This is a genomic window from Mesorhizobium sp. USDA 4132 (genome assembly GCF_056279545.1).
Genome location: NZ_JBWCCP010000001.1, coordinates 1,826,112 through 1,838,817, shown reverse-complemented (window position 1 = coordinate 1,838,817; position 12,706 = coordinate 1,826,112). Strand labels below are relative to the sequence as shown.

Genomic DNA, 12,706 nt, shown 5'->3' with positions numbered 1-12,706 from the left:
CTGAGAACGCAAAAAGCCCGGCACTGCCGGGCTTTTCTCCGTCCCCTGAAACGCACTACTTATTCAAGGAAGGTAATCGGGTTGACCGGGGTCGCGTCCTTGCGAACTTCGAAATGGACCTGCGGGCGCTTGGCGTCGCCGCTCATGCCGGAGGCGGCGACCGTCTGGCCGCGGGTGATCTTCTGCCCGCGTGTGACGTTGATGCTGCCGGCGTGGCCGTAAACGGTGACCTTGCCGTCGTCATGACGGACGAGAACCGTGTTGCCGAGCTGCTTCAGGCCGTTGCCCGCATAGATGACCACGCCGTTTTCGGCAGCCTTGATCGGGGTACCCTCCGGAACCGAGATGTCGATGCCGTCATTGCGGTTGCCGTCGACGTTCTGGCCGTAGCCCGCGATGACCGCACCGTTGACCGGCCAGCGATACTTGCCGATGCCGGTGGACTGCGGCGCCACGGAGGCGGTGTCCGACTTCTTCTCGACGTCGGCGACGGAGGCGCCATCGACCGCGGCCTTGGCAGCGGCAGGCGCTACAGCAACCTGAGCGACCTGGGCCGTGGCAGGAGCAGCCGGCTTCGGTGCCGCGGCTGCGGCCTTCTCGACCGGCTTCTGCGGAATGGACGCGGTCTTGACCGGATCGGCGACAGGAGCCGCAACGCCGTTGGCGACCTTGAGCGTTTGCCCTATCCGGACGCCGCCGGAGGTCAGGTTGTTGGCCGCTTTCAGCTGATCGATCGGCGTGCCGGTCTCGCGGGCGATCTTGTTGATCGTGTCGCCCGGCTTGACCACATAGGTACCACCACCCGGCTTGCCGCCCGGAGGCGTCAGCTTGGCGGGTTCGGCCATTGCCTTGTCACGTGCCGGGGTCGGCAGAACCGCGAGTTTCTGCTCGGGCTCGCGGGCTGGCGTCGGAGCCTTGTTCTGGAGGTCGATCGTGCCGGCGGCATTCTTCGCCGAATTCTGCGCGGTGCCGAAGGTCGGGATAAGGACTGACTGGCCGGGAGCGACGGCGCCGCCATTGGCCTTCAGGATTTCCTTTTCCGGAACGCCGTAACGCTTGGAAAGCGTCGAGACCGTTTCACCCGGCCTCAGCGTCACCTTCGGCGCGTTGACTGTGGACCAGCCGGACATCGGCTTGGCGGTCGTGCCGGTAACGACATTGTCGGCCTTCAGCGTCGATGAAGACGGAGCGACGAGCGTGTGGGCGGCCGATTGGCGGCCGGGGAACGGCTGAGCGAGCGCTTCCTGGCGGTTCGCCGGATCACGGGCCATCGGTGCGGCGTTACGCTGCGCCGTGGCGCCTGTCGGGGCCGCGAGTTCGGAGCGCTGGACGGCGACGGGAGCGGATGCGGTGCGCGCCGGCGAGGTATAACCGCCGGAATTACCGGGATACGGTTGAGCCATGGCGGTGTTGCGCGAGCCGTAGTCGTTCCGCGGAATTGGCGGCAACGCCTGAGCTTGGCCGGATCCAAGATCGGCCTGCGGCGTCGGTGCTTGGCCATAGGCCCCGCCCCCCTGCCGCTGCGGAATGGACGCCGTCGTTATGTTGTCGGATTTCGAAAAGAGCCCCGAGAAACGCGTCGCGTCCGAACTGCACCCTGTCGCTGCGCTGGCAAGCAGTGCCGCGACAGCAAATTTGATTACGGATTTTCCGAATTTCGGAGAACTCTTCATACGCATGACTCGCCTACAGATACGCCACCATCGTGAGAGTCATTAAAGCGCGTTAGTCTTACTGCACTGTTAAAGGGCAGGCATTGTCTTAAAATTTTAGAGAAATTGATAACCATGACCGCCAAAAGGCCGGCATGGCATGGAACCAACCCGGCTAAAGCGCTGCAGCGATATGCGGAACGATCGGCAGAAAAGGTACCGGGAACAGGTCTTCGCGCTCGAATCGGCTGCCGGTTTTGGTCAGGCGCACCATCATGCAGACCTCACCATCCACCAGCGGAGCGAGCATGGAACCGCCGTGCGTGAGTTGCTCGGCATAGAATCGCGGCAGTGACGGAAAGGCGGCCGTGACAAAAATGCGATCGAACGTGCCCTCGCCCGGCATGCCGTTGCCGCCGTCCGCCTGGCGCACGACGATATTGCGCAGCCCCAGCGCATCCATGCGGCCTTGGGCAGCGGTAACCAGGGTGCGGTAGCGCTCGACGGTCAGCACCCGCTCGGCGATCCGGGCCATAACGGCGGCGGTGAAGCCGCTGCCCGTGCCGATTTCGAGCACCCTGTGCCCAGGCTTGACCTGGAGGCGATGCAGCAACCGGACGGCGAGATCGGCGCCTTCCATGAAGGATCCGCAATCGATCGGCACCGTGCGGCTGGAATAGGCATCTTCGGCAAGCGGCGGCGGCACAAACTGCGACCGCTGCGTCTGTTCAACAGCGGTCAGCAGATCGAGGTCGGAAATGCCTTCCGACCTGAGGCGCAGCACGAGCGCGGCAAAACCTTCTTTTTCGACCATGCCCGATTTCAATCGGCAGCTCCGAATCCCAGTGCTTTCGCCACACGATCCTGAACCGAATGATCGGTCAGGTCCAGTTTCAGCGGCGTCACGGAAATCTTGTTTTCCTTGAGCGCCTGAATATCGGTGCCCTCGCGGAAATGCCCCTTCCGTTCGCCGAATCGCAGCCAGTAATAGGGCAGACCGCGGCCGTCGTTGCGGGCGTCGATCGTCAGGCCGAAATCGAGTTTGCCCTGCGACGTCACCTCGACGCCCTGCACCTCGCTGGGCTCGCAGTTCGGGAAGTTGAGATTGAGGAAGGTGCCGTCGGGCAGGTCCACGTCGATCAGTTTGCGAATGAGGTCCGGTGCATAGGATTCGGCGACTTCCCAAGGCGCATAACGACCGTTCTCGCGACGCACTGCCTGGCTCAGCGAAAACGAGCGCACGCTCTGGAGCGTGCCTTCGATAGCGCCGGCGATAGTACCGGAATAGGTGACGTCATCGGCCATGTTGGCGCCGTCGTTGACACCCGACAGTACCAGATCCGGCTTCTCGGGCAGGATTTCGCGGATGCCCATGATGACGCAGTCGGTCGGCGTGCCGCGCAACGCAAAGTGCTTGTCGCTGACTTTGCGCAGACGGAGCGGTTCGGAAAGCGTCAGCGAATGGGCAAGACCGCTCTGGTCGGTTTCCGGTGCCACGATCCAGACGTCGTCCGAAAGCTGTCTGGCAATTCGTTCGAGAACGGCGAGGCCTTCGGCATGAATGCCATCATCGTTGGTCAGAAGTATCCGCATCAGGCCGCCCGCTCGATCTTGGTCAGGCCACCCATATACGGCAGGAGCGCGTCCGGAATTGTGACCGAACCGTCCTCGTTCAGGTAATTTTCCATGACCGCGATCAGGCAGCGGCCGACCGCGACACCAGAGCCGTTCAGCGTGTGAACGAACTTCAGCGCCTTGTCGTCCTTGGACCGATAGCGCGCGTTCATGCGACGCCCCTGGAAATCGCCGCAGACGGAGCAGGACGAGATTTCGCGGTAGGTATCCTGGCCCGGCAGCCAGACCTCGATGTCATAAGTCTTGCGTGCGCCAAAACCCATATCGCCGGTGCAGAGCGTCATGGTGCGGAAATGCAGGCCGAGGCGCTTCAGCATATTCTCGGCGCATTCGGTCATTCGCTCGTGCTCGGCGATCGACGATTCCTGATCGGTAATCGACACCAGTTCGCACTTCCAGAACTGGTGCTGGCGCAGCATTCCGCGCGTATCGCGGCCGGCGGAACCGGCTTCCGAGCGGAAAGATGGCGTCAAGGCCGTGAAGCGCAGCGGCAGCTTTTCCTGTTCCAGGATTTCCCCGGAAACGAGGTTGGTGAGCGTCACTTCAGCCGTCGGGATCAGGTAGCGGCCATCCGTCGTCTTGAAGAGGTCTTCCTCGAACTTCGGCAGCTGGCCGGTGCCATACATGGCGTCGCCCTTCACCATCAGCGGCGAGGAGACTTCCGTATAACCATGCTCGGTCGTGTGCATGTCGATCATGAACTGGCCGAGAGCCCGTTCGAGCCTGGCGAGCTGGCCGGTCAGGACCGTGAAGCGCGAACCGGAAAGCTTCGTAGCGCGTTCGAAATCCATCATTCCGAGCGCTTCGCCGATCTCGTAGTGCTCCTTGGCCGCATGGTTCCAGCGCGGCTTTTCGCCGATGACGTGCTTGACCACGTTATCGTGCTCGTCCTTGCCGACCGGTACGTCGTCAAACGGGATGTTCGGGATACGCGACAGTGCGTCTTCGAGCGCCGCGACGGCCTCGCGCTCTTCCTGCTCGGCAACCGGCATCGTGTCCTTGATGACGGCGACCTCTGCCTTCAGCTTTTCGGCAAGCTCGGAATTCTTCTGCCCGAGCGCAATGCCGATCTCCTTGGAAGCGGCGTTGCGGCGGGACTGCATGTCCTGAAGCTTCTGGATGACGGAACGACGCGTGTCGTCCAGCGCCAGGAGGGTTGCCGCCATGGGCTCTGCGCCACGCTTGTTCAGCGCTGCATCCAAAGCCCCTTCGTTTTCACGGATCCACTTGATATCGAGCATCTTGCCTTGCCTTTAGAGCGGAACGCCGCGGACTCGCAAGGCAGGCCGGAAGGCTTCAGGCCTTGTCCGTCTCCGCAACATCCGAAGATTCCTGCTCCGAAAGCTTTTCCTCGGCACGTTTACGCTCGACGAGTCGTGCGGCGTAGATGGAAATCTCGTAGAGAAGGATGGTCGGCAGTGCAAGGCCGATCTGGGACATCGGATCAGGTGGCGTCAGCACGGCGGCAACGATGAAGGCAAGCACGATCGCATATTTGCGTTTCTGCCGCAGCCAATCGCTGGTCAGAATGCCGACACGGGCCAGCAGCGTGGTAATCACCGGAAGCTGGAACACCAGTCCAAAGGACAGGACCAACGTCATGATCAGGCTCAGATATTCCGAGACCCGCGGCAGAAGTGAAATGCCGACTTCGCCTTCGGTCGGCGCCTGCTGCATGGCAAGGAAGAACCACATGACCATGGGAGTGAAGAAGAAATAGACCAGAGCGCCGCCCATCAGGAAGAGGATCGGCGAAGCGATCAGGAACGGCAGGAAAGCCGCCCGTTCGTTCTTGTAGAGACCCGGTGCCACGAACTTGTAGATCTGCGAGGCGATCACCGGGAAGGCAATCACCAGCGCGCCGAACATCGCCACCTTCACCTGCGTGAAGAAGAATTCCTGCGGCGCGGTATAGATCAGTTCGGACTTGGCAAGATCGAGATGGGCCCAGAGAACCGCCCACTTATAAGGGACCACGAGCAGGTTGAAGAGCTGCTTGGCGAAGAAAAAGCAAACGACGAAGGCGACGAAAAACGCGCCGATCGACCAGATCAGCCTCGTGCGCAGCTCCATCAGATGCTCGATGAGCGGCTGCGGCTTGTCTTCGATGTCACCGCTCATGCGTCGTCCTTCGGAGTATCGGCCTTCTTCGGCGTGCGCTTGCGGGCCGGAGCCTTGACGACCGCCTCTTCCACAGCTTGGGTCACGGGCGCCGGCTTGGGCGCCGCGCGGCTGCGCTTCGGTTTTTCGACAATAGCGGCCGAGGCGGCAGGAGCTTCAGTGGCCTCGGGAACCGGCTTCGCCTTGGCGGCGGTCTTGCGGACCGGTTTCGGCTTTTCGGTAATAGCTGCCACAGCCTCCGCCGCGGCCGGCACGGACTGTGCCGGAGCGGTGGTAACCGGCGGCACTGTCGACGTCGGCGTCGCGGTCGGGAAGTTTGCCGGGATCTCGGGAGCCGCATCGACGGGCGACGTGCCCTCGACAGCCTGCTGAGCCTCGGCATCGGTCTGGCTTAGCCCCGCCGTCGGCAGCTGCGTCGCCTTCTGCAGGTCGGCGCGGATTTCCTGCCCCATCTGCCGGAGCGGGTTGATCGCGTCCCTCAGCGCATTCGTCGGGTTCAGCCGCTGCGCATCCGAAATCGTCTTGCGCACGTCATCGAGTTCCGACTCCTTCAGCGCTTCATCGAATTGCGCGCGAAAATCGCCGGCCATCTTGCGCAGATTGGTCGTCATCTTGCCAAAAGCCCTGAGCATGGGCGGCAAATCCTTGGGACCAACCACGACGATCAGCACGATCGCTATGACAAGAAGCTCGGTCCAGCCGATATCAAACATTCAATGAGGCTCCTGGAACCCGCCACTCGGACATTACGACCGGTTGGTTTCCTTGGCCTCTTCAGCCTTGAGATCAACGGTCTTCGTCGTGGTCGTCGCGCCGTTCGCCTCAGGGGCGTCCTCGTCGCTCATGCCCTTCTTGAAGCTCTTGATGCCCTTGGCGAAATCGCCCATCAGTTCCGGAATCTTGCCGCGTCCGAAGAGAACGAGCACGATGACCAGAACGATCAGCCAATGCCACACACTGAAAGAACCCATAAGTCCAACTCCATTAGTACCGTTTCATCGATGTAAGCTTTTTATGATGCTTTTTCAAACACCAAAATGTCCTCGGACGGCACCGCTATCGACACGTCGTTTACCGTGGCTGGCAAACCGCCGGCATGGGCCGGTTCCAAAGCTCCGGGAACACACACGCCAGGTACTCAATACCGCCAAGGAACGGTCGCAGCCCGGGCTTGGCGGGGCAATCACCGGTCAAATGCACACGCTGCTGCACTTCGCCGGAGAGCGCATGCGGGTGTTTCTGCGTATGGTGCGACAGACCGACGCGCTCCGGGCCGAACCCTCTCCGATAGCTTGCACCCGCTGAGCCAAGCCTTCAGAGAAAGATGGGTTCATTCCTCTGCTTCACCGCCCGGCGTCAACAGGCCGAGTTCCTCAAGGTCGAGTTGCGTGATCGGGTCCTCGTCCTCGGAAAGATCATCGACATTGAGCGGGATGGGTATCGCAAAGCCCGGCGGGATGCGACCGGAAAGCAGGCCGGCGCCCTTCAATTCTTCGAGACCAGGCAAATCACGCAGTTCCTCGAGGCCGAAATGATCGAGGAAATCAGGTGTCGTGGCGAGCGTGACCGGCCGCCCCGGAGTGCGGCGACGGCCGCGGAAGCGAACCCAGCCCGCTTCCATCAGCACGTCGAGCGTTCCCCTGGAGGTCTGGACGCCGCGGATCTCTTCGATCTCGGCACGGGTGACCGGCTGGTGATAAGCGATGATGGCCAGAACCTCGAGCGCCGCACGCGACAGCTTCTTCGTCTCGTTATCGTCCTTGTGAATGACGAAGGAGAGATCGGCAGCAGTACGGAAGGCCCAGCGGTCGCCGGTCCGGATCAGATTGACGCCGCGCGGCGCATAGACCTCCACCAACCGCCGCATGACGGCATTCACATTGGTGCCGCGCGGCAGCCGTTCGGCCAGAAACGCTTCCGAGACCGGCTCGGACGAAGCGAAAACCAGCGCTTCTGCGATCCGCTCGACCTCCACCAATGAAAAAGATGAGGGCTCGGCCTCCTCTTCGTCAGCGATCGGCAGATCGTCGTCATCCTGCGGCGTCAACAACGCCTCCCGTGACGGGTTGCGGCGAGGCCGGCTGATGCGGCCCAGGCCCCTTGCGCAAATAGATCGGCTGGAAGGCGCCGTCCTGTCGGATTTCAAGCTTGCCTTCGCGCACCAGTTCCAGCGAAGCGGCAAAGGCGCTGGCGGTCGCCGTGACGCGATCCTCCGGCGGGAGATAGGGCAAGAGATAGTGCTGCAGCGCCGTCCAGTCAGCGACCTCGCCAAGCATGCGGGTCAGGAGTTCGCGGGCATCGACCAGCGACCAGACCTTGCGCCTCTCGATCGTCACCTGGGTGACGGCGGTGCGCTGGCGCAGGTTGGCATAGGCCGCAAGCAGGTCATAAAGCGTCGCATCATAGGCGGATTCGACATTGTGCGGGATATGTTCCGGCGCGCCGCGGGCAAACACGTCGCGGCCAAGCCGGTTGCGGTTGACCAGCCGGGTCGCGGCCTCCCGCATCGCCTCCAGTCGCTTCAGGCGGAAGGCGAGCGTCGCAGCGAGTTCTTCACCGCTCGGGCCGTCGCCGCCCTTGACCTGCTGCGGGATCAGAAGTTTGGACTTCAGGTAGGCAAGCCAGGCGGCCATGACCAGATAGTCGGCTGCAAGCTCGATGCGAACCCGACGGGCGCTATCGATGAACAGGAGGTATTGCTCTGCGAGCGCCAGGACAGAGATGCGGGCGAGATCGACTTTTTGGGTGCGGGCAAGGTGAAGCAGCAGGTCGAGCGGACCCTCGAAGCCGCCGACGTCGATCACCAGCGCCGGATCGTCGGTCGCGCGGTTGGCGCCGGCATCCTGCCAGAGCTTGTCCATCGGAATGGCGTCCTGCGATGTATTTATGGCCATTCCCAAACCTTGTCCTGTCGACAGCCGTCAGGAGACGGCGAGAAGACTGTGGAATTCCGCGCGGATCGCCTCCTCGCTCAAGCCGTCGCCCACGCCGAAGGCTGCCTCCACCGCCCTTGCCCGCCGTAGCGCTTCGTCGCCAAGCGGTATCGCTTCCTTCACGACGGCCTTCATTTCGTCCATCACGCCGTTGCAATGCAAGACAATATCGCATCCGCCCCCAACGATTCTCGCCGCACGCTCGCCGATCGTGCCCTTCAGCGCGTTCATCGATGTATCATCGGACATCAGTAGCCCGTCGAAGCCGATATGGCCGCGGATGATCTCGTCGATCACCTTGCGGGAAATGGTCGCCGGCTCGTCCGGGTCGATGGCGGTGAAGACGATATGGGCGCTCATCGCCATCAACTCGTTCTTCATGGCAACGAAGGGCAGGAAGTCATGCGCTTCGAGTTCGGCGCGCGAGACGGTGACCACCGGCAGTTCGTGATGGCTGTCGGCCATGCCGCGGCCATGGCCCGGAATGTGCTTCATCACCGGCAGCATGCCGCCCGCCTTGAGGCCGTCAGCAGCAGCCTGCCCCATTTCGGCGACCGTCTTCGGATCGAATCCATAGGCGCGATCGCCGATGACGTTGCTCGCCCCTTCGATCGGCACGTCGAGCACCGGCAGGCAATCGACGTTGATGCCGAATTTCATCAGGTCGAAGGCATGCAAGCGCGACATCAGCCAGGTTGCCCTCAGCCCCTTGCCGCGATCCTGCCTGTAGAGTTCGCCGAGCACCGCAGCGGATGGATAACGCTCAATCATCGGCGGACGGATACGCTGGACGCGCCCTCCCTCCTGGTCGATCAGCACCGGCGCATTCGGCCGGCCGATGGCATCGCGCATGGATACGACGAGATCGGCGATCTGCGCCGGTTCGACGCAATTGCGCGCAAACAAGATGAAGCCCCAGGGCCGTTCATCCCGGTAAAGCGCCACTTCGTCGGCGGTGAGGGTCGGGCCGCTGGAGCCCAGGATCATTGCTTTTGATTCGCTCATGGCTCGATCTTAGATCATTGCTGGACCAACGAAAAACGGGGCGCCAGGCGCCCCGTCCGATTTCTTCGCTTTCAATCCTTACCGGCCGACCAGGCAGGTTCCGCCAGCTGCGCGATACCGTTCGCAGAGCGCCACAGCCTCATTCTTGCCGCCGGCCAGAATACGGACGCGGTAGAATGTGCCCTTGCCGGCGATCTCGGCGGGTTTGATATCGACGCCCCGGCCACCGATGACGCTGCCGAACTTGGCCGACAGGCTCTGATAGGACTTCTGGGCTTCCGCCTGCGACGGCAGCGAGGCGATCTGGATCACGTAGTCCCCCGGTCCCAGCGAAGCGACCTGGTTCGATGCGGATGCCGGAGCGGCTGCTGTCTGCTGGCCGGGAGCGCGGACATTGCCCTGATCCGTGACGGCAGCGACCACGTTGACCGGCTGCTCAGCCGGGCGTGCGATCGGTACCGGAGCCTTCGATGTCGGTGCAGAGGCCTGAACCGGAGCGACGGGTGCCGGAGCCTGTGCGGCGGCCGGAGACGGAGCCGCGGCAGCCGGGGTCGGCTGGGCGGGAGCCGCCGCGACGGCCGGCGTGATCGGGTTCGTTCTCACCACGTTGACGTGTTCTGCCGGAGCGGCCGGATTGGCTGGCGCGGAGACCGGAAGGACACCGGAAGAACCCGCATTCGAGGCGGTCGACGAGGGTTGCGGACGGGCCGGTGTGGCGGGCGTGGAAGGCGGAAGCTTAGCGGGGAACGCCGCCGCCGTTTCGACCGGCTTTGCGCCCGCGGCTGGCAGCTTCGGCGCTTCCGGTGCGGCGAGTGCCGGCGCTGCAATTTCCTGCTCGACCAGCTTGCCGTCCGGGCGGACGATCATCGTCTTGACCTTGCGCGGCATGACGGTCACCGGCTGCTGCTCAGCAGAGGTATTGTTTTGCGCAGTCCGATCCTGCGGCAGGAGGCGTGGATCCTCCGTCTCGCCGACATCGGTCGGCTCGATATCGTTCTCGCCTTCGAGCGGCAACGTATCGGGCATCAAGGTCTTCTGGACGACGTCGATCGGCTCCTCGTTGGAGGAGATCAGCGTGCGCTGCTTCGGATCCTTCGGCGAGACGCCGGCGACGCGATCGTAGACAGCCTTGTCCTGGTTGGGGACAGTCTTGCCGCCCGGATTTTCCGGCGCAATCTTGATCGGCTCTTTGTCGGCGGCAATGATGACCGGTTCGCCGCCCGAAACGACACTCGAAACGCTGCTGCCGAAGAACGCATAGGCGCCGGCACCGCCAAGGATCACGACGCCGGCAAGAACCAGCGGCATGGCCCAGCTGCGGACGGAACGGCGGGCGTTCTCGACGGTCGCGATATAATCGCTGTCGGAATAATGCAGCTCCTCATGCTCCGCCGCCGGCAGGGGCGTCGTCAGGCTGCGGCGAAAATCCTCTTCCAGTGCACGCTCGAAATCGTCGAGATCGGTATAGGCCGGCGAATGGCTCGCTTCGGCAGCAGCCTGCTGGCCTTTCTGTGCGATATCGATCTCCGGCTTGCGCGCCGGCGCCGGGGCCGACTTGCCGGGGGCTGCCAGCAGCGTCGCAAGTTCGGCATCGATGTCGAGTTCGTAATCGGGACGATAAGCCGGCGGCTGTTCCGGCTCTTCTGCCGGCAGCGACGGCACGTCGAGCTCGGCGATCGCCTCCACCTGGTCTTCGGAATCGGCAATCTGAGCCGGATCGAATGGCAGGTCGGCCGTGGATTCGGGCTCTTCGACAACCTGCGTCTCTACAACCGGTGCCGCCACAGCGACGGGCGCAACGCGCGCGATCGGCGTCGCCGAAGGGGCGGCAGGTTCGGCCTTTACAGCAGCCGCCGCAGGCGTCGCCTGAACCGGATGTTTCTGCGTCTCTTCGACGACGATCTCGGCAAGGTCGAGTTCCAGGCCATCGAGCGCCAACTCGAATTCCTCATCAGAGAAGGGATCCTTGTCGTCTAGAGACGGCACCTCGGCAACCGGAGGCGTGGCAACCGTCGCATTGGCAATCACGGGCGCAGCGGGTGCGACAGCAGGCGTTGCGGCAAGCTCGGGCGCGTTCGCCACAGTGGTCGCGAGCGGCTGCCCGTTGGATGTCGGCAGCGTATAACGCTGGACGTCGTAGATCAGTTCATCGAGCGCGGAGAACCGATCCTTTTGCGACGCACCGGCACTCTGACCGGTCGATGTAACAGACGTGGCCGCGACGGGCGCAGGCTGCAGTTCCTGCGCCTCCGAGGTCTTTGCAGAAATCTGCAGTTCGGCAGCCGGTGCCGGCTCGATCTTCGGGCTCGGGAGATCGTCCAGAACCGGAGGCTCGACAGCATACTCGTTCGGTGCAGGTGCGGCCGCCTGAGAAGGGATTACAGCCGCCTGTGCAGAGGCCGCAGAGACATCTCGTGCCACGCTGAAATTGGTGAGCGGCATGCGGAAGCCAGGAATATAGGCGCCCTTGCCCCTCTCTGCCTTTGGCTCCGGTTCAAATCTCGCCTCCGGCTCGAAAGCTGCCTCGGGTTCCGGGGCTGCTTCAGGTTCAGGGGCTGCTTCAGGTTCGAAGGTCGCTTGCGGCACGAACCGGACCTCCGGCTCGATTTTCGCCTCGGGCTCGAACCTCACCTCGGGCTGGCCTGCAGCAACCGGTTCGGCCGCGATCGAGTTTTCCAACTCAGCCGCGAGATCGAATTCCTCCGCCGGCTCTTCTGTCGACGTGGCGGGAGACATCGCGCCAGCTGTCGGAAAATCGGGCAGATCGAAGACGGGTTCCACACGTGCGGTTTCGAAAGCCGGTTCGACTATCGGATCGGAGGCCACGCTCTCGTCGACGGCATCAAACGCCAATGGCGGCTCTTCGTCGCCGAACAGCTGATCGCCGCGCTCGCTGATCGCACTATCGGCCGGCAGAAAAGCCTGCGGCAGTTCGATCGCGGCCGGCTCAGCCGGAACGAACTCCAGTTCCTCCGGCTCCACCGGCGGCGCAGCCACTGCGGCATCGGAAGCAGGCTCGGCGAATGACCGGGGCACATCGTCAAGCGCGATATCGTGGATAGGATCGAGCCGCGGCGCATCATAGCGCTCGAACTCCTGAAGGAGCTCGTCTTCGAGATTGAATGCCGGCTCTCGCCGCCCAGACGCTGAAGTATCGGCGGAAGACGATCCGGGCCTGGCAGCGACGGGAAGATCGTCGTAGCCTACGATGCGGGCGAGTTCTGCCAGCGGATCATCATCGGCAAAGAAGTCCGGTAAATCATTCCGGTTACGCGCAAGGTTGTTATCGGCCATTACCTCGTCCACTCACCTACATTACAACGCATATGCCAGTGCAATGTGGGGAAATGGTGGCGATAT

11 protein-coding genes are annotated in these 12,706 nt (G+C 62.9%); all 11 read right to left on the bottom strand.

Annotated elements, in window-relative coordinates; all coding sequences use genetic code 11:
• Window positions 1-59 precede the first annotated feature (59 nt).
• Window positions 60-1,679, bottom strand: coding sequence for a peptidoglycan DD-metalloendopeptidase family protein (locus tag ACZ9IU_RS09555; protein ID WP_038542401.1), 1,620 nt, complete (start codon window positions 1,677-1,679; stop codon window positions 60-62).
• 148 nt (window positions 1,680-1,827) lie between these two features.
• Window positions 1,828-2,466 (bottom strand): protein-L-isoaspartate(D-aspartate) O-methyltransferase, encoded by a 639-nt coding sequence (locus tag ACZ9IU_RS09550; protein ID WP_405029309.1) that lies wholly within the window; start codon window positions 2,464-2,466, stop codon window positions 1,828-1,830.
• 8 nt (window positions 2,467-2,474) lie between these two features.
• Window positions 2,475-3,245: a 5'/3'-nucleotidase SurE gene (gene surE, locus ACZ9IU_RS09545; protein ID WP_038542397.1), complete on the bottom strand. Its 771-nt coding sequence runs from the start codon at window positions 3,243-3,245 to the stop codon at window positions 2,475-2,477.
• Complete coding sequence (gene serS / locus ACZ9IU_RS09540) at window positions 3,245-4,528, bottom strand: serine--tRNA ligase (RefSeq protein WP_038542394.1); 1,284 nt, start codon at window positions 4,526-4,528, stop codon at window positions 3,245-3,247. The genes surE and serS overlap by 1 nt, the downstream gene beginning before the upstream one ends.
• Before the next feature lie 55 nt (window positions 4,529-4,583).
• On the bottom strand, window positions 4,584-5,408 hold the full coding sequence (gene tatC / locus ACZ9IU_RS09535; protein ID WP_038542392.1) for a twin-arginine translocase subunit TatC: 825 nt from the start codon (window positions 5,406-5,408) through the stop codon (window positions 4,584-4,586).
• Window positions 5,405-6,121: a Sec-independent protein translocase protein TatB gene (tatB, locus tag ACZ9IU_RS09530; RefSeq protein WP_038542390.1), complete on the bottom strand. Its 717-nt coding sequence runs from the start codon at window positions 6,119-6,121 to the stop codon at window positions 5,405-5,407. The genes tatC and tatB overlap by 4 nt, the downstream gene beginning before the upstream one ends.
• 33 nt (window positions 6,122-6,154) lie before the next feature.
• Window positions 6,155-6,379, bottom strand: a complete 225-nt coding sequence (locus ACZ9IU_RS09525; RefSeq protein WP_038542389.1) for a twin-arginine translocase TatA/TatE family subunit — start codon at window positions 6,377-6,379, stop codon at window positions 6,155-6,157.
• A 359-nt stretch (window positions 6,380-6,738) separates the two neighbouring features.
• Window positions 6,739-7,431, bottom strand: coding sequence for an SMC-Scp complex subunit ScpB (gene scpB, locus ACZ9IU_RS09520; protein WP_080719274.1), 693 nt, complete (start codon window positions 7,429-7,431; stop codon window positions 6,739-6,741).
• A gap of 7 nt (window positions 7,432-7,438) precedes the next feature.
• On the bottom strand, window positions 7,439-8,302 hold the full coding sequence (locus tag ACZ9IU_RS09515; RefSeq protein WP_038542384.1) for a segregation and condensation protein A: 864 nt from the start codon (window positions 8,300-8,302) through the stop codon (window positions 7,439-7,441).
• Between the two features lie 27 nt (window positions 8,303-8,329).
• Complete coding sequence (nagZ, locus tag ACZ9IU_RS09510) at window positions 8,330-9,346, bottom strand: beta-N-acetylhexosaminidase (protein ID WP_038542382.1); 1,017 nt, start codon at window positions 9,344-9,346, stop codon at window positions 8,330-8,332.
• 78 nt (window positions 9,347-9,424) lie between these two features.
• Window positions 9,425-12,640, bottom strand: a complete 3,216-nt coding sequence (locus ACZ9IU_RS09505; protein ID WP_038542381.1) for an SPOR domain-containing protein — start codon at window positions 12,638-12,640, stop codon at window positions 9,425-9,427.
• Window positions 12,641-12,706: the final 66 nt, after the last annotated feature.

What these genes read in the sequence shown, in the direction of transcription:
- serS (WP_038542394.1), bottom strand. Translation starts at nt 4,528, where the DNA reads ATGCTCGATATCAAGTGGATCCGTGAAAACGAAGGGGCTTTGGATGCA.
- ACZ9IU_RS09525 (WP_038542389.1), bottom strand. Translation starts at nt 6,379, where the DNA reads ATGGGTTCTTTCAGTGTGTGGCATTGGCTGATCGTTCTGGTCATCGTG.
- ACZ9IU_RS09550 (WP_405029309.1), bottom strand. Translation starts at nt 2,466, where the DNA reads ATGGTCGAAAAAGAAGGTTTTGCCGCGCTCGTGCTGCGCCTCAGGTCG.
- ACZ9IU_RS09555 (WP_038542401.1), bottom strand. Translation starts at nt 1,679, where the DNA reads ATGCGTATGAAGAGTTCTCCGAAATTCGGAAAATCCGTAATCAAATTT.
- tatC (WP_038542392.1), bottom strand. Translation starts at nt 5,408, where the DNA reads ATGAGCGGTGACATCGAAGACAAGCCGCAGCCGCTCATCGAGCATCTG.
- nagZ (WP_038542382.1), bottom strand. Translation starts at nt 9,346, where the DNA reads ATGAGCGAATCAAAAGCAATGATCCTGGGCTCCAGCGGCCCGACCCTC.
- ACZ9IU_RS09505 (WP_038542381.1), bottom strand. Translation starts at nt 12,640, where the DNA reads ATGGCCGATAACAACCTTGCGCGTAACCGGAATGATTTACCGGACTTC.
- tatB (WP_038542390.1), bottom strand. Translation starts at nt 6,121, where the DNA reads ATGTTTGATATCGGCTGGACCGAGCTTCTTGTCATAGCGATCGTGCTG.
- ACZ9IU_RS09515 (WP_038542384.1), bottom strand. Translation starts at nt 8,302, where the DNA reads ATGGCCATAAATACATCGCAGGACGCCATTCCGATGGACAAGCTCTGG.
- surE (WP_038542397.1), bottom strand. Translation starts at nt 3,245, where the DNA reads ATGCGGATACTTCTGACCAACGATGATGGCATTCATGCCGAAGGCCTC.